We start from the raw sequence: 18,988 nt of genomic DNA on the forward strand, positions 1-18,988 counted from the left end.
CGGGGTTGTGACAAATCCTTGGGAGCACTTGGACTGATACTTTTTTGCACTCGTTAGGTAAACAGCTGAAACCATCAAGCGTGGTGTGTCGCGTATTCACGCGGCAGCAGCGAGGGGGCACCGTTGCATTGGCTTCCCTCGCTTCTTTCATCATGCTAATGGTTCAGCGGTCAAAGCGTGACGGATTCCTTGGGTGCTTTGGCGGGGCCGAAACGTACAGGTCGATAATCGACTGGAAGCGTGACATATACCGGTTTTTTCGTTGTTCCCATATTGGCCTCGACAAGAGTGCCCACGTCCTTTCTAACGGTAAAGACTCTGAATTTATTATGATAGATTTTATTCAGGTCATTTTCCGCGATCCACTCGATGTCTTCTTGCTTGAATTTCGGGTACTTTGTCCTGGCGCGCTTTAATAGCAGTTGATATTGCTCATTCAGATCTGTACCTGCCATCCATTCGGTCGTTACCGGACCTTCAAATCCCTTTACGGGGACGCCCGTTAGCTTATTCAACTCGCCAGCGAACGAACCAGTGCCGCCACTTGCGGAGAAGCAGGTCAATGTCCGGACATTGGCGTAGTCACGAATGTCTACGCCTCGATCCAGCAGCTTTTGATTAACCTCTGCGGCCGAATAGCGTGCGTCATTGTCACCGACGATTTTTATCGGATCGCCTGGGTTTTCTGGCTCAGGGGCGTGTCCGATAATATTGAGCCGGGGCTTTCCATCATAAGTATCGACAAATGTCTGGATTTCGCCATCAAGTGGCCTGACCGTTTCCATCGGGCCTCCCAGCCTGATTCGACCATACAGGGCGTCGGTGACGGCTTGCGTTGTGTCAAGGCTGATTGGTCGGGTCAGGTCTCTAACCCGGGCAATATCAAATCTGCGCTGTGCCATCGCATTGATATCAAAGACACCGACGTTATATTTTGGTCCCGTGAATGCGTTGCCAAAATGGTTGAGTCCTTTGCCGACTTTGCCACTGTTCAGTGTTTTTTCCAGCCCGGCTTTCATTGATGTTTCTGAATTGAATGTCGCCAAACCATAGTTGGGATCGTAATAAAACCAGCTTTTTTTGCTGGCGTCGGCGGGGTCGACCCTAACCCCCGCGAGCATGCCATGATCTTTCGCGCCGATCAGCAAGGTCTTCGAAGTCTCGGCGTTACCCAGTGTTGTGCCAATATCCTTGTAGGGCGTGAGGACGCCTGAGGTCCCGGTTTGAAAGGTGCTTTGTCTGTCTACGTTAGCTTGCAACGCTGACAGCTCTGAGATGAATTTTGAACCGCCAGCGGACTTCGGGTTGGCCATGGCCATATGCACGTTATCGATCAACGTGTTTTCGGTGCCCTCCGAGAGCGCGAGCGCCATCGTATTGGACAGGGCAGCACATTCACCGTCTGAGCCTGGTTGTGTCAGGGCAAGATAATAGCCTTGGGACATTCCACGACTGGTTCCGCCCGCACCCTCTACTTCTCGATTGAACGTCTCAATGTTGATGCGGGAATCGGCAATGATGAGTCTTTCCCGTTGCCGAACCAGGCTTCCCACTTGTTGGGCGCTTAGCGGGGTGTCTGCAATCAGTTGTCTGATTCGGTCTTTGCCCATGTCGCTGCGGTAGCCCGGTATAGTTTCCGGTTTCAAGCTGTTGTAGCCGGCTTTAAAGGCTTGCTCATCTCTTAGCTGCGAGTTCACGACGTTCATCTCGAATCTGGCGGGCATGTCCGGATCGGGTTCGGCATTGGAAAAAAAGTCAAACAGGCCATTGACGTTGCGTTGGTTACTTTCGGGTACGAACCCTTTTAGCGCAGGCCCATCAGCCGCCATTGTCTTGGGGTTATAGGCATACCACTCGCCGTCCTGGAAAATGGCCGTGAGTTTGACAAGTGCAGAGGTATCGCCGTTTCTCACCGTGCCATCAACCATGTCCGCAGTCGGGACAAACGCCTCTCCAATTGGCTTTGTATATTGGCCGCCCTGCATTTGGCTCACTGAGCTGAACGCCTTCTCGGCGCCGGTGGTAGTCAGGTCTTGGAGCACAATGCTTTCTGTTTCCTCGATCCCAAACCTTTCGACGAATTTCGCCGAGGCCTTGGCCGCCGCCCAGGCCGCGCCGGATTTGGCCACATTGCAGAGTTTGCCGACGCCCTCGGTAAATACGTAGATCGCGATATCAACGCCCAGGTCTTTTACCGCCTCCGCATATTCACCGTGGTAGATGTCCACGAGGCTCGAGCCTCCCGGTAAGAAGCGCAAACCTTTTTGGAAGTAGTCACTGAGCTCCAAACCGTTTTCAACAGCGTTGTTCAGCCCACGTTGCGTAGCGAGTGCAGCCGCCTTGTTCAAGTACACACTGTCAACCAGCACCTCGGCGAGGTGCTGTATTCTTGTTCCGTCGTAGCTGGAAAGGTCAGTTTTGTCGTTCTCCGCATATAAGGGCCGCCTGCCGTGTGCAAAGTGATCCGGGTCGACGAGGCTGTTTTGATCAAGGCGTGTTATGAGGACCTTGGATTTGATATCCGGTTTTGGCTCGGCGTTGGTTTTAAACGCGGCTGTGTCGACGGTTTCTTCGGTGGTTTGGCCGTAAGGTGCTCTCTGTTCGATATTGGGGACCGGCACTATTTTTCCATAGGCTGGATAGATCGCGAACGTTCTGGACTGCTCCTTATGGGTGAACTGCATCAGGATGCCACTACCGGTGCCTTTCACTTGCAGGATTGTCGCAGAGCCATTGTTGACGATGTCCCGGTCCGCCAGCGGTAGCTGGCTGAACATGTTTTTGAACAGGGAAATGGTGTGGGTCCTGCGTAGGGCGAAGTCTTCTTCAAATGCCTGATTGAATTTCGCGTTGATGTCAGGCAACTCGGAGGCGCGCGTGCGAAGTGCATCGAAGTCGGGCCCCCTCGTTGACTCCCAGCGCCAACTTTCACCCAGGCGGCCAGCTTCATAGACGTCGACAATACTTGCCCGAGTATTGGAAAACATTCCAAACGGGCCAACCATTTCAGTGAGGTACGGACGCTCATAGTGGGTATCGGTACCCCATTTTTCCCTCAGCTCTGACAGGGCCATTTCCCTTCTGCTTGGTGGGTTGAAATTACTCAAGTAGTGCCTGGCACTGGAGATGTCATCATTTTGTTTTTTGAGCTTCTCCTGGCTGCTGGCGAGCTGTTCAAGGGTGTATTCGTCCTTGTCATTTCTCACGATATGGCCATTCACGATGGCCCAATCCAACACCGGGTTCATCTGGGCGACAGAGTGCAGTTGGGATTCACGTTCGGAAATGGGGCTGATCCGGTGAAGGTTCATGACTTGCCCGAAGGTCATACCCGAGGCGGCACCGGGAGCATTCAGTTCGATCCGATTGACGGCGGTCATAAAGCTGACCCAATCGGTCGAGCCCAGCGTCACGGTCGATGGCACATCGTTAACCAGCAGATGGGGCGCAGCGCCCGTCATCAACAGGTGCGCGGCTACTGGCGCAAGGTTTGCCGGAATTTTTCGATTTGTGGTCAAGTTGTTGTTGAACAGCTCACGAATCTTGTCCGTGCCCAACCCCCAATTATCCTTATGCATCAGATCAAAGCCTGCGAGGCTATTGCGTGAGGTGCCGGCCTCGGGATCAAGCTCCAGTACCAAAGCGGTCAGCAGCCACTGCTTGAGACTGGTCGAAGTGACTGCACCTTTCATCTCGGTTTGCAGATTCGTGGCCAGTTCCAGGGCGCTGTCACTGGACAGCAGTTGGTCCAGTGCTTGTGCAGGGCTGCTGCTGAGCTTGGGCACTTGGGCACTCAGGTGGCTCAGGAGGTTGGGATGGGGGCTGATGGCTTGTTTTACGAAGGTACTCACGGCCTCGCGTTGGGCCTTGCTCAGCGGGAGGGCCGAGGCCAGAAACCCACAGTTATTACCCAGTGTCGGTGCTTGCGGCAGGGGAGTCTGCAGAGCCTGTAACAGGTTGTCGACCCGCGCTGCCGACTTCGCCTCGTACCAGCCCTGATCCGTGAGGAATTTCTGCACGGTCGTCACGCCTTTAGGGCGGTGGGATGAGCCCGGATCGACAATGAAACGGGTGGTGTCGTCGTTGTCGATATTGCCGTGCTTGAGCTGACTGATCAGTGCATAGCGATCATTGCTATCCCCCAATGCGGTTTTTTGCTGGTTCAGCCAATTCACCATTTGTTCCGGGTGGTCCGGGTTCCTTGGGAACTTCTTCATGCTTTCCAGCTGCGTCATGCTGCGTTCGAATGCCTGGCTGCGGGGGTGCGTAGTGATGCCATAAAAACGGCCTACCCATTCCAGCGGTGCGTTAGTGGTGCTGGCGTCAGACAGCGTGATCGGCCTTCCAGGCGTCGCAAATACCCTGGCGGCGTTGAGCACCGGCGCCAGCACGTCGAAATGCTCGGGGTAGTTTTTCGCAAAATCGGCGGCGCTGAAGCGCTGGTCAACGCCGTTGACTTTGCCGATCAGCGCCTCGCGATTGGGGTCAAAGCGCAAGGAGGTCAAATCAACCTTGTGTTTCTCCGCCCACTCGATGAAACCGCGCGCCTTGATGGCTTTGTCCAGGTAGCTGCGCCATTGGCCGAACAGGCTGGCGGCCGGGATCGGTCCGATCATCTTCATCGAGGCTTGGGTCGGGTTGTTTTTCACCTCGCGCATTGCGCGATGCGTAGCGGCGGCCAGTGCGCTTTCGGCGCTGGCCAGGGCGTCTTGCGGGGACCGTGCGCCGCCCACTGTCGCGCTGGAGCTGGGCTCGACAGCCGCCGCCAGGGTTTCAAGTTTAGAGAGGGACGCGGGCGTGTCGGCACACTGTTGCCTGATGGCGTATTGGCGCTCACGTACACCTTTAGAGGAGTTGTCGCCCGTGCTGGGGTCAATGAGTGCCTTGAAGCCATTGTTACGGGTCATCTCGGTACTTCGATCAAGCAGCGATATCAGCGCGCGTTGACGCCAGTTGGCTTGTTGGCCGTTTTGTTGGCGAGGGATCTCTTCGTTGTAAAAACTCATGACCTCATACAGCGATGCAGAGGGTGGGGAGGGGTATCGAACAGGTTGCTCCGCTCCAGCCGCCATCTGCCGGACTGCATCTGCAATTTCTGCCCAGACAACACCCCAGCCCGAAAGATCGTTCGGGACGAAGGGGGTATCCTTGCCATTTACCTTGCCTGTCAGCTCTCCGGTGACGGGGTGGATACGAACGCTGCCGGGCTCAACGTTGTGCTCTTGTGCAAAGGTTGTAAAGGCACTGCCGGTCAGCGCATCCAGAAGGTTTTTGCGCACCTGGTTGAAGGTCGAATACTCCGGAATCTCTTTGAGCACCGGCGGGAATGCTTCGCCTTCGACTCGGGCTTGAGGGGCGAGCCTCATCACGGCCTGGCTGCACTGCTGCGCCAGGGTTCGATCGGCGTCCTGGACCTTTCGTGCCGCAGTTGAAGATGTGAACCTATCAAGGCGTTGCATCAACTGATCCGGCGGTAAATTCATAAGCCGCTGACTGGCTTCGTTTTGTCGCTGTTTGACCGGGGCGTAAACGGTCGCGTAGTGCGGATCGGTGCTGCTGAAGGCGGGGAAGGTACCCTCGCGCAGCAATTGTCCGATGCTGAACAGCGTGTCGTCGCTGCGTATGCCGCCCAGTTGCAGGCCGTAAAACGAGGCTATGTTGTAAGCCGATGCGTGTTCCCTATCGCGAAACATGACAACGCCTTGTTTCCCCGCGAGGACTTTTCTGGCTGCGCTCATCACTTGGGCCGACGCCGCTGCCCAGTCCGCGTCTCGATGCAGGTAGAGGTTGACCGGCACGTTGTCGCGCATTTCGGTCAGTTGTCCCCTGGAGTTGATCGTCAATCCAGAAACATCGATCTTCCTGGCTTCGGCAAACGATTTGAACGGTTCCGAGTACAGCGCATCGGCCAGTTCGGCCCAGGCTTGGCCGAAGGTTGAGTCGGCCGGGATGATCACCTTGTCCTCGGCATCGCTGGAGTGACCTTTCTCGACGGCAAGCCGTTGGCGCATCAAGCTATTGGCCACACCTATGGCCAACTGCCGGTCACCGCTGTCGATCAAGGCATCGGTGAATTGGCGAACCGCCGCATTGCGCGTAGCGGAAGCCGGTTCAGGGGCTTGCAGATCTCGGCGTAAGCGCAACGGGGCAGGGCGAGTGTTCGAAGTGTGGGAGGCCGAACTGTCGAGTATTTCCTGAAGAAGTTGAGCGTAGGTTTTTTGCGCGTCGAGGGCGCTTGGCTGGTTCAGGTGTTGCTCCACCTGATTGCGCAGCGCTGTGTCCGTCAGTGGCTCATGACTGCTTTTAATCAACTGGCTGATGCGCTCGGCTACGCTGGGGTATTCCTTTGTCACGGCGAATCTGAGCAATTGCTCGATACGTTTGTGGGCTGGCGCCAGTCCATCACTCGATTGCGCGGATGCAGGGAACGTTTGAATGTTCTTCAGGCGCTTATGAAAAAACTCAATGACTTGAGAGGTTACTGAACCCGCGGTTGTCTTGGGCCGACTCGACTCGTTTGTAGCCGTGGCGCTGACAATATGTGACGGACGAATGCTGATCATGGGGCTGCCCTTTTACCGACGTATTTATAAGCACGGCCTCTCGACAGATTCGGAGAGGTACTTCAATACGTGGCCAAGGGACTGATGGGCGTTCCTATGCAGGGCTGTGAGAAAGTTGAGTGATTGTAAGTCTTTGTCTGGATTGGTCAGGCCAGGTTTTGTTCCGTCAGACGCTGAACTGCCAAACGGCGGTAGTGAGAGGGGGTCATCCCCTTGAGCTGCTGAAAGCGCCGGTTGAAGTTGGAAATATTGTTGAAACCCGACTCGAAACACACATCCGTCACGGCCTTGTCGCCATCGGCCAGAAGCTCGCAGGACTTGCTGATGCGCAGCCGATTTACAAACTCGATAAACGTGCGCCCGGTCGCCTGCTTGAACACCCGGGAAAAGTACGTCGGCTTCATCCCCAGGTGTTCCGCCACTTCCTCCAGGGGCAACTCGCGCGCGTAGTGGGCGAAAATGTAGTCCACCGCGCGGTTGGTGCGGTCGATACTATGTTCATCCGCCAGTTGCGGCGTGGTCACGCCGGACAGCAACTGGTAGTCCTCACAGCTACTCAACACTTCCAGCAGGATAAAGAAGTGCCCCAGGCGCGCCATGCCCCGGGCGTCTTCGATACGCTGCATCAGGGTCATGGCCTGGGCGATGGTTTTCTTGCAGCGAAACTCAATGCCGGACTGCGCGCGTTCCAGCATGGGCGTCAAGGTCTTGAGCTCGGCAAAAATATGGCTGCCCTGCTCGAACAGCTCATCGGTGAAGTTCACCAGCATGTCGCGCTTGGGCACCACTTCGTCTTCCTCCACCTGGCTGATCCAGTTGTGGGGCAGGTTGGGCCCCGTGAGGAACAGGCTCTCCGGATAGAAGTTGCCGATATAGTCGCCAATAAACACCTTGCCGGAACTGGCGACGATCAGGTGAAGCTCGTATTCCTTGTGGAAATGCCAGCGCACCAGCGGGCAGGGGAAACCATGCTGGCGATAGATGATGGACAGGCCGTTGTGATCGTCCATCAGCTCGTAGGAAGGGTCGGTGATTCGCGTTGCTCGGGTCATGCTGCCGTCGCTTTATTGTGGTTGCTGCTTGGGATAATGCCCCCTCGCGCACGACCTCGCCAGCGCCGCGGTTTACAGGCTACGGTTTTTCGCCTCGATCCACTGGGACATGTACTGCGTACTTTTATGCGCATGGTGGCGCAGCATGCTGCCGGTGAAGTTGCTGCGGCGATGGGCGGCGAGGTGGCTGCGGCAGTGTTGCAGGCACTCCACCAGTGCAGGCCCGTGGACAGTGCGGTCATAACGGCCGGCAATCAGTTGGCGCCCATCCTGCTGGGCCTGGGTCCAGCGTTCGCGATCCTGATAAAGCGCCACGGCCGCCGCCGCCAGGGCTTCGGCGCATTGCTCGATGGCGCCGGGCCATGGCCGCTCATCGCCCATGGCCTCCGCGCCGATGGGGGTAGTGATGTTGGGCGTGCCGCACAGCATCGCATCGGCCAGCTTGCCCTTGATACCCGCGCCAAAGCGCAGGGGCGCGAGGCAGATGCGCGCGGCGCTCATCACTTGCAGGGCATCTTCGGCCCAGTTCATCACATGAAAGCCCTGCGCCGGGTTGTGCAGGGCGGTGGCCTTGGGCGGGGTGTAGGCGCCGTAGATATGCAGCTGGGCGCCCGGCAATTGCTGGCGAATTATTGGCCAGACGCTGTTCTTCATCCACAGTACGGCGTCCCAGTTCGGCGCATGGCGGAAGTTACCGATGCTGAGGAAGTGCGCACGCTCTTCGAACGGTACGAAGGCCTCGGTTGGCGGCGTCATCATCAGCGGGCACCAGTGGAGCAGGGCGGCGGGTAGCTTGAATTGTTCGGTGAGCAGGCGGATTTCCACGTCGGAGATCATCAGGCTGATGTCGCAGCGATAAATCGCGGCGATTTCGCGCTTGGCCAGGTCGGTGTCGGCCATCAGTTGGAACGCCTGCTCCAGGGCCGGGGCGAACAGCGCGCTGAAGTCGTCGCTGCCCGGGTGGGCCTTGAGGTGCGCCTTGAGGCGCCGCTGACGGGCGTCGCGCAGGCTTTGCAGGTCGGAGGTTTCCAGCACGCGCAGGGCGTCGGGGCAACACTTCTCCACGCGCCAGCCAAACTGTTCTTCCATCATGAACCGGTCGAACAGCACGATATCCGGAGCCAACTCGCGGACAAAGTCGTCAAAGCTGCTGCTATTGAGCTCGATCGCGCATTCGGCGATGCCCAGCGCCAGCAGGTCGGCCTTGTGCTCGCCCAGTGCTGCCGGGCTGCTGAAGGTAATATCCCAACCTTGTGTAAGAAAAGTTTCAAGGATCTGCATCATATGCCCGCCCGCGGCCGAGGAACGGGGCTCCGGCCAGACATAACCAATGACCAGGACTTTGGTGGCGGGCTGATTCATTAGCAACGGTTTCCTTGGAGGGCAGGCGCAAAGCGCGCAATTAAACCACAACCGCGTGGCATGACAATTTGTGTCTGGCGGTAGGTAGCCACGGTACTTTGTGGTTAACTTCCGCCTCTCGAATTCGTTTAACCAAAACCCAGCATAAGGATTCTGTTCATGGCTCAAGTCACTCTTCGCGGTAACCCTGTCCAGGTTGAAGGCGAATTGCCGAAAGTCGGCTCTGAAGCAGCAGACTTCACCCTGACCGCCGGCGATCTGTCGGATGCAACCCTGGCTACCTTTGCCGGCAAGCGCAAAGTGCTGAATATCTTCCCAAGCGTCGACACCCCGACCTGCGCCACGTCGGTACGCAAGTTCAACGCCCAGGCCAACGAGCTGAACAACGCCGTCGTACTGTGCATCTCCACCGACCTGCCATTCGCCCAGGCGCGTTTCTGCGGCGCCGAAGGCCTGGAAAACGTGAAGAACCTGTCGGACTTCCGTGACCCTGGTTTTGCCGTCGATTACGGCGTAGCGATTACCGATGGCCCGCTCAAGGGCCTGACCGCCCGTGCGGTCGTGGTGCTGGACGAAAATAACACCGTGCTGCACAGCGAACTGGTTTCGGAAATCGGCCAGGAGCCGAACTACGAAGCGGCCCTGGCTGTTTTGAAGTAACTGTTGCGGCGCGTTACTGTCGTTTTGCAGTAACACCCGTAAGACATGATTGCGGCCTGGCCTAGTCCAGGCCGTTTTTATTTGTGGCTCAGACGTTTAGCGAAATAGCCCGCAGACTAAGCCGCAGAAGTTAAAAGTTGTAAGCCCAAGGTAAATAGCCGGTAAAGGCGCTTTTCTTAACGCGCTCCAGTGCTTATCTTTCAGCCTCCCGAAGAAGAAGCTCTCGCGCCCAATGGTTGATCACTCCATGCAATCCTCCCCCCGCAACTCCCGCCGCTGGCTGTTCGGCCTGCTCGTGCTGCTGGTTATCGCCGGCCTGTGCTGGAAATTCTGGCCAGGCGGCGCCGCCCACAAAGACGCACCGGCCGGGCATACCGGTAAAACCGGCATGGCGCGCCCGGGGTTCGGCGGGTCCACCGGCCCGGTGCCGGTGCGTGTAGCGCCAGCGGTGCTGGGGGAGTTCCCGGTGTACTACAAGGCCTTGGGCACGGTCACCGCGCTCAATACCATCAATGTGCGCAGCAGGGTGGGTGGCGAGCTGGTCAAGATCGCCTTTGAAGAAGGGCAGATGGTCAAGGCCGGCGACCTGCTGGCCGAGATCGACCCGCGCAGCTACCAGAATGCCTTGCTCCAGGCCCAGGGCACGCTGATGCAGAACCAGGCCCAGTTGAAAAACGCCCAGGTCGACGTGCAGCGTTATCGCGACCTGTACACCCAGGACAGTATCGCCAAGCAGACCCTGGACACCGCCGAAGCGCTGGTCCTGCAATACCAGGGCACGGTCAAGACCAACCAGGGCGCGGTGGACGACGCCAAGCTCAACCTCGAGTTCACCAAGATCCGCGCGCCTATCAGCGGTCGCGTCGGCTTGCGCCAGGTCGATGTGGGCAACCTGGTGGCGGCCAACGACACCACCTTCCTCGCGGTGATCACCCAGACCCAACCGATCAGCGTGGCCTTCACCCTGCCGGAAAACACCCTGGAAACCGTGCTCGCCCGTTATCACGCCGGCAACAAGTTGCCGGTGGAAGCCTGGGACCGTGGCGACGTCAAGCGGCAGGCCACTGGTGTGCTGCAAAGCCTGGACAACCAGATCGACGTCACCACCGGCACCCTGAAATTCAAGGCGCGTTTCGATAACAAGGACCAGGCGCTGTTCCCCAACCAGTTCGTCAACGTGCATTTGCTCGCCGATACCTTGCACAACGTGGTGCTGGCGCCGTCCGCCGCGATTCAGTTCGGCAACACCGGCACCTTTGTCTACAAGCTCGATGGCGACAAGAAGGTCAAGGTCCAGCCGCTGGTGGTGGGTGACACCGATGGCGACAACACTGTGATCAAGGAAGGCCTGGTCGCCGGCGACCGTGTGGTGCTGGAAGGCACCGACCGCCTCAAGGACGGCAGCGAGATCGAAGTGGTCAACGACAGCAGCGAAGTGCCGACGACGCCCACCGAACACCTGCAAGGCAAGCCGGCGGCTAAAGGGGAGACCGGCACCACCGCCGGCAAGGCGCAAAAGGTCGGTTCATGAACCTGTCGCGGCTGTTTATCCTTCGTCCGGTCGCCACCACGCTGAGCATGCTGGCGATTGTTTTGGCCGGCATTATTTCCTACCGCTTGTTGCCGGTCTCGGCGCTGCCTCAGGTGGATTACCCGACCATCCGGGTGATGACCCTGTACCCCGGTGCCAGCCCCGATGTGATGACCAGCGCGGTCACCGCGCCCCTTGAGCGCCAGTTCGGGCAGATGCCCGGCCTGACCCAGATGGCGTCCACCAGTTCCGGCGGCGCCTCGGTGCTGACCCTGCGTTTCAACCTCGACATCAATATGGATGTCGCCGAGCAACAGGTGCAGGCTGCGATCAACGCCGCCACCAACCTGCTGCCCAAGGATTTGCCGGCACCGCCGGTGTACAACAAGGTCAACCCGGCGGATACCCCGGTGCTGACCCTGGCCATTACCTCCAAGACCATGCTGCTGCCCAAGCTCAATGACCTGGTCGACACACGCATGGCGCAGAAGATCGCGCAGATCAGCGGCGTCGGCATGGTCAGCATCGCCGGTGGCCAGCGCCAGGCCGTGCGCATCAAGGTCAACCCCGAAGCCCTGGCGGCCAACGGCTTGAACCTCTCCGATGTGCGCACCCTGATCGCCGCGTCCAACGTCAACCAGCCCAAAGGCAACTTCGACGGCCCCACGCGGGTGTCGATGCTCGATGCCAACGACCAGTTGGTGTCGCCCCAGCAATACGCCGAGCTGATCCTGGCCTACAACAATGGCGCGCCTCTGCGCCTCAAAGATGTGGCGCAGATCGTCGACGGCGCCGAAAACGAACGCCTTGCCGCCTGGGCCAATGAAAACCAGGCCGTACTCCTCAATATCCAGCGCCAACCGGGCGCCAACGTGATCGAGGTGGTCGACCGCATCAAGGCGCTGCTGCCGAGCATCACCGACAACCTGCCGGCCGGCCTCGACGTGACGGTGCTTACCGATCGCACCCAGACCATCCGCGCCTCGGTCACCGATGTGCAGCACGAATTGCTGATCGCCATTGCCCTGGTGGTGATGGTGACGTTCCTGTTCCTGCGGCGGGTCAGCGCCACGATCATCCCGTCGATTGCCGTGCCGCTGTCGCTGGTGGGCACCTTCGGGGTGATGTACCTGGCCGGGTTCTCCATCAATAACCTGACGCTGATGGCCCTGACCATTGCCACCGGTTTCGTGGTGGACGATGCCATCGTGATGCTGGAGAACATTTCCCGCTATATCGAGGAAGGCGAGACGCCGCTGGCCGCCGCGCTCAAGGGCGCCAGGCAGATCGGCTTCACCCTGATCTCCCTGACCCTGTCACTGATCGCCGTATTGATCCCGCTGCTGTTCATGGCTGATGTGGTGGGACGGCTGTTCCGCGAATTTGCCATCACCCTGGCGGTGGCGATCCTTATTTCCCTGGTGGTGTCCCTCACGCTCACGCCGATGATGTGCGCGCGTTTGCTCAAGCGCGAGCCCAAGGAAGAAGAGCAGAGCCGTTTCTACAAGGCCAGCGGCGCCTGGATCGACTGGCTGATCGAAGCCTACGGGCGCAAGTTGCAATGGGTGCTCAGGCACCAGTCGCTGACCCTGCTGGTGGCCATCGCGACCCTGGGCCTGACCGTGGTGCTGTACCTGGTGGTGCCCAAGGGCTTTTTCCCGGTGCAGGACACCGGGGTGATCCAGGGTATTTCCGAAGCGCCGCAGTCGATTTCATTCGCCGCCATGAGCCAGCGCCAGCAGGAACTGGCGCAGATCATCCTCACCGACCCGGCGGTGGAAAGCCTGTCGTCCTATATCGGCGTGGATGGCGATAACGCCACCCTCAACAGCGGCCGCTTGCTGATCAACCTCAAGCCCCACGGCCAGCGCGACTTGAGCGCGGCCCAGGTGATCACGCGCCTGCAACCGCAAATCGACAAGCTGGTGGGAATCCGCCTGTTCATGCAGCCGGTGCAGGACCTGACCATCGAAGACCGTGTCAGCCGCACCCAGTACCAGTTCAGCATGTCCTCGCCGGACGCCGACCTGCTGGCCCTGTGGAGCGGCAAGCTGGTGCACGCACTGAGCCAGATGCCGGAGCTCACAGACGTCGCCAGCGACCTGCAGGACAAGGGGCTGCAGGTGTACCTGGTGATCGACCGCGATGCGGCCTCGCGCCTGGGCGTCAGTGTGTCGACCATCACCGATGCTCTGTATGACGCGTTCGGCCAGCGGCAGATTTCCACCATCTACACCCAGGCCAGCCAGTACCGCGTGGTCTTGCAGGCCCAGTCTGGGGAAACCCTGGGCCCGGCGGCGCTGAACCAGATCCATGTGAAGACCACCGACGGCGGCCAGGTGCGCCTGTCCAGCCTCGCCCATGTGGAACAGCGCCAGGCGCAGTTGGCGATTGCGCATATCGGCCAGTTCCCGGCGGTGATGATGTCGTTCAACCTAGCCCCCGGCGTTGCCCTGGGCAAAGGCGTGGAGCTGATCAACCAGGCGCAGAAGGACATCGGCATGCCGGTGGGGGTGCAGACCCAGTTCCAGGGCGCTGCCCAGGCATTCGAAGCGTCGCTGTCGAGCACCTTGCTGCTGATCCTGGCAGCGGTGGTCACCATGTACATCGTGCTGGGCGTGCTCTACGAGAGCTATATCCACCCGATCACCATTCTCTCGACCTTGCCGTCGGCGGCAGTGGGGGCCTTGCTGGCCTTGCTGCTCAGCGGCAATGACCTGGGCATGATCGCGATCATCGGCATCATTTTGCTGATCGGTATCGTCAAGAAGAACGCGATCATGATGATCGACTTCGCCCTCGACGCCGAACGCAACCAGGGCCTGGACCCGCAGACCGCGATCTACCAGGCGGCGCTGCTGCGCTTCCGGCCGATCCTGATGACTACCCTGGCCGCCCTGTTCGGTGCAGTGCCGTTGATGCTCGCTACCGGCTCCGGTGCCGAACTGCGCCAGCCCCTGGGCCTGGTGATGGTCGGCGGCCTGCTGGTGAGCCAGGTGTTGACGCTGTTCACCACGCCGGTGATCTACCTGTATTTCGATCGCCTCGGCCGCCGCTGGCGCAAAGAGCCGCAAAGCCTGGAGCCGGTTGAGTCATGAACCTGTCCGGACCTTTCATTCGCCGGCCGGTAGCGACCCTTCTGCTGAGCCTGGCGATCATGTTGCTGGGCGGGGTCAGCTTCAACCTGCTGCCGGTGTCGCCGCTGCCACAGATCGATTTCCCGGTGATCGTGGTCTCGGCCAGCCTGCCCGGCGCCAGCCCCGAGGTGATGGCCTCCACGGTGGCCACGCCGCTGGAGCGTTCCTTCGGCGCGATTGCCGGCATCACCACCATGAGCAGTTCGTCGAGCCAGGGCTCCACCCGGGTGATCCTGGCGTTCGACTCCGACCGTGATATCAACGGCGCCGCGCGGGAAGTGCAGGCGGCGATCAACGCTTCGCGCAACCTGCTGCCCAGCGGCATGCGCAGCATGCCCACCTACAAGAAGATCAACCCGTCCCAGGCGCCGATCATGGTGCTGTCGCTGACCTCGGACGTGTTGCAGAAGGGCCAGCTGTACGACCTGGCCTCGACCATCCTCTCCCAAAGCCTGTCCCAGGTGCCGGGGGTGGGCGAAGTGCAGATCGGCGGCAGCTCCCTGCCGGCGGTGCGTATCGAGCTGGAACCCAAGGCCCTCGACCAGTACGGCGTGGCCCTGGACGACGTGCGCAACACCATCGCCAATGCCAACCAGCGTCGGCCCAAGGGCTCCCTGGAAGACGGCGAGCGCAACTGGCAGATCCAGGCCAACGACCAGCTGGAAAAGGCCAAGGATTACGAGCCGCTGCTGATTCGCTACCAGGACGGCGCCGCCCTGCGCCTCAAGGATGTGGCGAAGATCAGCGACGGCGTGGAGGACCGCTACAACAGTGGCTTCTTCAACAATGATTCGGCGGTGCTGCTGGTGATCAACCGCCAGTCCGGCGCCAACATCATCGAGACCGTCAGGCAGATCAAGGCGCAACTGCCGGCGTTGCAGGCGGTGCTGCCGTCCAGCGTCAAGCTCAGCCTGGCCATGGACCGCTCGCCGGTGATCACCGCGACCCTGCATGAAGCCGAGATGACCCTGCTGATTGCGGTGGGGCTGGTGATCCTGGTGGTGTACCTGTTCCTCGGCAACTTCCGCGCCTCGCTGATTCCAACCCTGGCGGTGCCGGTGTCGCTGGTGGGCACGTTCGCGATCATGTACCTGTACGGGTTCTCACTGAACAACTTCTCGCTGATGGCGCTGATCCTGGCCACCGGCCTGGTGGTGGACGATGCCATTGTGGTGCTGGAGAACATTTCCCGGCATATCGACGCGGGCGTGCCACCGATGAAGGCCGCCTACCTGGGTGCCGAGGAAGTCGGGTTTACCTTGCTGTCGATGAACGTATCGCTGGTGGCGGTGTTCCTCTCGATCCTGTTCATGGGCGGGATCGTCACCAACTTGTTCCGCGAGTTTTCCATCACCTTGTCGGCGGCGATCATCGTTTCGCTGATCGTGTCGCTGACGTTGACGCCGATGCTCTGCGCCCGTTGGCTCAAGCCCCACGTGAAAGGGCAGATGACCGGCCTGCAGCGCTGGAGCCAGAAGATCAACGACCGCATGGTGGCCGGCTACGCCACCAGCCTGGACTGGGTGCTGCGCCATCGCCGCCTGACCTTGCTCAGCCTGCTGCTGACCATTGGCGTGAACGTGGCGCTGTACGTGGTGGTCCCGAAGACCTTTATGCCGCAACAGGACACCGGCCAATTGATCGGCTTTGTGCGCGGGGACGACGGCCTGTCGTTCAGCGTCATGCAGCCGAAGATGGAAATCTTCCGCAAGGCGGTGCTCAACGACCCAGCGGTGCTCAGCGTGGCCGGCTTTATCGGCGGCAACAACGGTACCAACAACGCGGTGATGCTGGTCCGCCTCAAGCCCATCAGCGAACGCAAGGTGTCCGCCCAGGCGGTGATCGAGCGCCTGCGCAAGGATGTACCGCTGGTGCCGGGCGGGCGCCTGTTCCTGATGGCCGACCAGGACCTGCAATTCGGCGGCAGCCGTGATCAGACCAGCGCGCAGTATTCCTACATCCTGCAAAGCGGCGACCTGGCCGCGCTGCGCCTGTGGTACCCGAAAGTGGTTGCGGCGCTGCGTGAGCTGCCGGAACTGACCGCCATTGACGCCCGTGAAGGGCGCGGCGCGGCCCAGGTCACGCTGATTGTCGACCGTGACCAAGCCAAGCGCCTGGGCATCGACATGGACATGGTCACCGCGGTGCTCAACAACGCCTACAGCCAGCGGCAGATTTCCACCATCTACGACAGCCTCAACCAGTACCAGGTGGTGATGGAGGTCAACCCCAAATACGCCCAGGACCCGATCACCCTCAACCAGATGCAGGTGATCACCTCCAGCGGCGCGCGGGTGCCGTTGTCGACCATTGCCCATTACGAGAACAGCCTGGCGGACGACCGCGTCAGCCACGAAGGCCAGTTCGCCTCGGAAAACATCGCCTTCGACATGGCCCCCGGGGTCACGGTGGAGCAGGGCACGGCGGCCATCGAGCGGGCGATTGCCAAGGTCGGCCTGCCGGAAGATGTGATCGCCAAGATGGCCGGCACTGCCGATGCCTTTGCGGCCACGCAGAAGGGCCAGCCGTTCATGATCCTCGGCGCGCTGGTGGCGGTGTACCTGGTGCTGGGCATTCTGTATGAGAGCTACATTCATCCGCTGACGATCCTCTCGACCCTGCCGTCGGCCGGCGTCGGCGCGATGCTTGCCATCTACCTGACGGGAGGGGAATTCAGCCTGATTTCCCTGCTCGGCCTGTTCCTGTTGATCGGGGTGGTGAAGAAGAACGCGATCCTGATGATCGACCTGGCGTTGCAGCTGGAACGCAACGATGGGCTAGGCCCGCTGGAATCGATTCGCAGCGCCTGCCTGTTGCGTCTGCGGCCGATCCTGATGACCACCCTGGCGGCCATCCTCGGCGCCTTGCCGTTGCTGCTGGGCACCGGCGATGGCGCGGAAATGCGCCATCCCCTGGGCCTGACCATCATTGGCGGCCTGATTTTCAGCCAGGTCCTGACCCTCTACACCACCCCGGTGGTTTACCTCTATCTCGACCGCGCGCGCCACCGTTTCAATGCCTGGCGCGGCGTGCGTACCGATGCTGCCCTGGACACTGCGCTATGACCGATTCAACCAACGCCAATGCACTGCGGGCTTCCGACACGGCACTCATCCCTGTAGGAGCGAGCTTGCTCGCGAAAAAACGGCAGGCACCGCGTTCATTCAGGCTCGGCGCGTTATCGTTAACGACCTTCGCGAGCAAGCTCGCTCCTACAGTAGGGTTGGCGTTGTTGCTCAGCGCCTGTGCCGTCGGCCCGGATTACAAACGCCCGGAAGTCACTGAACCCGCGCAGTTCAAGGAAGCCCAGGGCTGGCGCCAGGCCGCGCCGAGTGATTCCCTGGCCCGTGGCGCCTGGTGGGAGCTGTATGGCGACCGCCAACTCAACGACCTGGTGCTGCGCCTGAATAATTCCAACCAGACCGTGGCCCAGGCCGAAGCGCGTTTTCGCCAGGCCCAGGCCCTGGTGCGCAGTTCACGCGGGGCGTTTTACCCCAGCGTCGACCTGAGCGCGGGCAAAACCCGCGCCAGCCAGGGCACCGGCAGCAGCAGCGCCAGCCTCAGCAGTTCCAGCAGCGGGATCCGTGACACCCTCAACGCGCAGCTCGGCGTGAGCTGGGAAGCCGATATCTGGGGCAAATTGCGCCGAGGCCTGGAGGCCAACGAGGCCAGCGCCGAAGCCAGCTCGGCAGACTTAGCCGCGATGCGCCTGAGCCAACAGTCGGAACTGGTGCAAAGCTATCTGCAACTGCGGGTCATGGACGAGCAGACCCGCCTGCTGCAAGCCACGCTGGACACCTACCAGCGCTCCCTGCAAATGACCGAAAACCAATACCGCGCCGGGGTTTCCGGCAAGGACGCGGTGGCCCAGGCGCAAACCCAGCTCAAGACCACCCAGGCCAGCCTGATCGACCTGATCTGGCAACGTGCCCAACTGGAAAACGCCATCGCCGTGTTGATCGGCGAGGCACCGGCCAACTTCAGTCTGGCGGTGAGCAAGGACATCCCGGCCCTGCCGCAGATTCCGGTCAGCCTGCCGTCGCAATTGCTTGAACGGCGCCCGGACATCGCCTCGGCCGAACGCTCGGTGATCGCCGCCAACGCCAATATTGGCGTGGCCAAGGCCGCCTATTACCCGGACCTGACGCTGAGCCTGGCCGGCGGCTATTCCAGCAGCACCTATGCCGACTGGATCAGCCTGCCGAACCGCTTCTGGTCGGTAGGGCCGAAACTGGCCATGACCCTGTTCGACGGCGGCCAACGCTCGGCGGAAGTCGACCGCACCGTGGCGTCCTACGACGAAACCGTGGCCAAGTACCGCCAGACCGTGCTCGACGGCTTCCGTGAAGTGGAAAACTACATGGTCCAGCTTGAGGTGCTGGAAGACGAGGCGGTGGTCAGCAACGAAGCCCTCGAGGCCGCCCGAGAATCGCTGCGCTTGACCCAGAACCAGTACAAGGCCGGGCTGATTGCCTATCTGGATGTGGTGACGGTCCAGGCCACGGCGCTGAGTAACGAGCGCACCGTGTTGACCCTGTTGCAGAGCCGCCTGGTGGCCAGTGTGCAACTGATCGCCGCGCTGGGCGGTGGTTGGGATGGGCAGACGCCGATTGCCGAGAAGGATTGATTGATCGTTCTCACGTGTGTGGGAACGCAGTGTGTGGGTAATTTCAATCAGTAGAT

Annotated in this window: 8 protein-coding genes; 5 read left to right on the plus strand and 3 right to left on the minus strand. The window is 60.2% G+C overall.

Going from position 1 to position 18,988, the window contains the following annotated elements:
• Window positions 1–170: 170 nt before the first annotated feature.
• From Q8X51_RS26720 to Q8X51_RS26730, 3 genes are all read right to left on the minus strand, one after another.
• Window positions 171–6,563, minus strand: a complete 6,393-nt coding sequence (locus Q8X51_RS26720; RefSeq protein WP_407694827.1) for a hypothetical protein — start codon at window positions 6,561–6,563, stop codon at window positions 171–173.
• 146 nt (window positions 6,564–6,709) lie between these two features.
• Window positions 6,710–7,615, minus strand: a complete 906-nt coding sequence (locus Q8X51_RS26725; RefSeq protein WP_027606399.1) for an AraC family transcriptional regulator — start codon at window positions 7,613–7,615, stop codon at window positions 6,710–6,712.
• 72 nt (window positions 7,616–7,687) lie between these two features.
• On the minus strand, window positions 7,688–8,977 hold the full coding sequence (locus Q8X51_RS26730; RefSeq protein ID WP_074846470.1) for a glycosyltransferase: 1,290 nt from the start codon (window positions 8,975–8,977) through the stop codon (window positions 7,688–7,690).
• Window positions 8,978–9,136: 159 nt separating this feature from the next.
• Here Q8X51_RS26730 and tpx point away from each other — a divergent pair, with 159 nt between their 5' ends.
• The 5 genes from tpx to Q8X51_RS26755 all read left to right on the plus strand — a co-directional run bounded on the left by tpx (window position 9,137) and on the right by Q8X51_RS26755 (window position 18,932).
• Window positions 9,137–9,637, plus strand: coding sequence for a thiol peroxidase (tpx, locus tag Q8X51_RS26735; protein ID WP_065927848.1), 501 nt, complete (start codon window positions 9,137–9,139; stop codon window positions 9,635–9,637).
• 232 nt (window positions 9,638–9,869) lie between these two features.
• Window positions 9,870–11,168: an MdtA/MuxA family multidrug efflux RND transporter periplasmic adaptor subunit gene (locus Q8X51_RS26740; RefSeq protein WP_065927847.1), complete on the plus strand. Its 1,299-nt coding sequence runs from the start codon at window positions 9,870–9,872 to the stop codon at window positions 11,166–11,168.
• Window positions 11,165–14,266 carry an MdtB/MuxB family multidrug efflux RND transporter permease subunit gene (locus tag Q8X51_RS26745; protein WP_323145965.1) on the plus strand — a complete coding sequence of 1,034 codons (3,102 nt, stop codon included), beginning with the start codon at window positions 11,165–11,167 and terminating at the stop codon, window positions 14,264–14,266. Before Q8X51_RS26740 ends, Q8X51_RS26745 begins: the two co-directional genes overlap by 4 nt.
• Complete coding sequence (locus tag Q8X51_RS26750) at window positions 14,263–17,370, plus strand: efflux RND transporter permease subunit (RefSeq protein WP_065927845.1); 3,108 nt, start codon at window positions 14,263–14,265, stop codon at window positions 17,368–17,370. The genes Q8X51_RS26745 and Q8X51_RS26750 overlap by 4 nt, the downstream gene beginning before the upstream one ends.
• Entirely contained in the window at window positions 17,367–18,932 is a 1,566-nt protein-coding gene (locus tag Q8X51_RS26755) for an efflux transporter outer membrane subunit (RefSeq protein WP_407694828.1), read from the plus strand. The genes Q8X51_RS26750 and Q8X51_RS26755 overlap by 4 nt, the downstream gene beginning before the upstream one ends.
• The last annotated feature ends 56 nt before the right edge of the window (window positions 18,933–18,988 follow it).

Origin of the sequence: Pseudomonas sp. Yb2C2 (assembly GCF_052112325.1) — a bacterium.
Lineage (GTDB): Bacteria > Pseudomonadota > Gammaproteobacteria > Pseudomonadales > Pseudomonadaceae > Aquipseudomonas > Aquipseudomonas marginalis.

Bases quoted from the DNA above. Each gene is read 5' to 3' on its own strand.
- Q8X51_RS26725 (WP_027606399.1), bottom strand. From the start codon at position 7,615: ATGACCCGAGCAACGCGAATCACCGACCCTTCCTACGAGCTGATGGAC.
- Q8X51_RS26730 (WP_074846470.1), bottom strand. From the start codon at position 8,977: ATGAATCAGCCCGCCACCAAAGTCCTGGTCATTGGTTATGTCTGGCCG.
- Q8X51_RS26755 (WP_407694828.1), top strand. From the start codon at position 17,367: ATGACCGATTCAACCAACGCCAATGCACTGCGGGCTTCCGACACGGCA.
- Q8X51_RS26745 (WP_323145965.1), top strand. From the start codon at position 11,165: ATGAACCTGTCGCGGCTGTTTATCCTTCGTCCGGTCGCCACCACGCTG.
- Q8X51_RS26720 (WP_407694827.1), bottom strand. From the start codon at position 6,563: ATGATCAGCATTCGTCCGTCACATATTGTCAGCGCCACGGCTACAAAC.
- Q8X51_RS26750 (WP_065927845.1), top strand. From the start codon at position 14,263: ATGAACCTGTCCGGACCTTTCATTCGCCGGCCGGTAGCGACCCTTCTG.
- tpx (WP_065927848.1), top strand. From the start codon at position 9,137: ATGGCTCAAGTCACTCTTCGCGGTAACCCTGTCCAGGTTGAAGGCGAA.
- Q8X51_RS26740 (WP_065927847.1), top strand. From the start codon at position 9,870: ATGGTTGATCACTCCATGCAATCCTCCCCCCGCAACTCCCGCCGCTGG.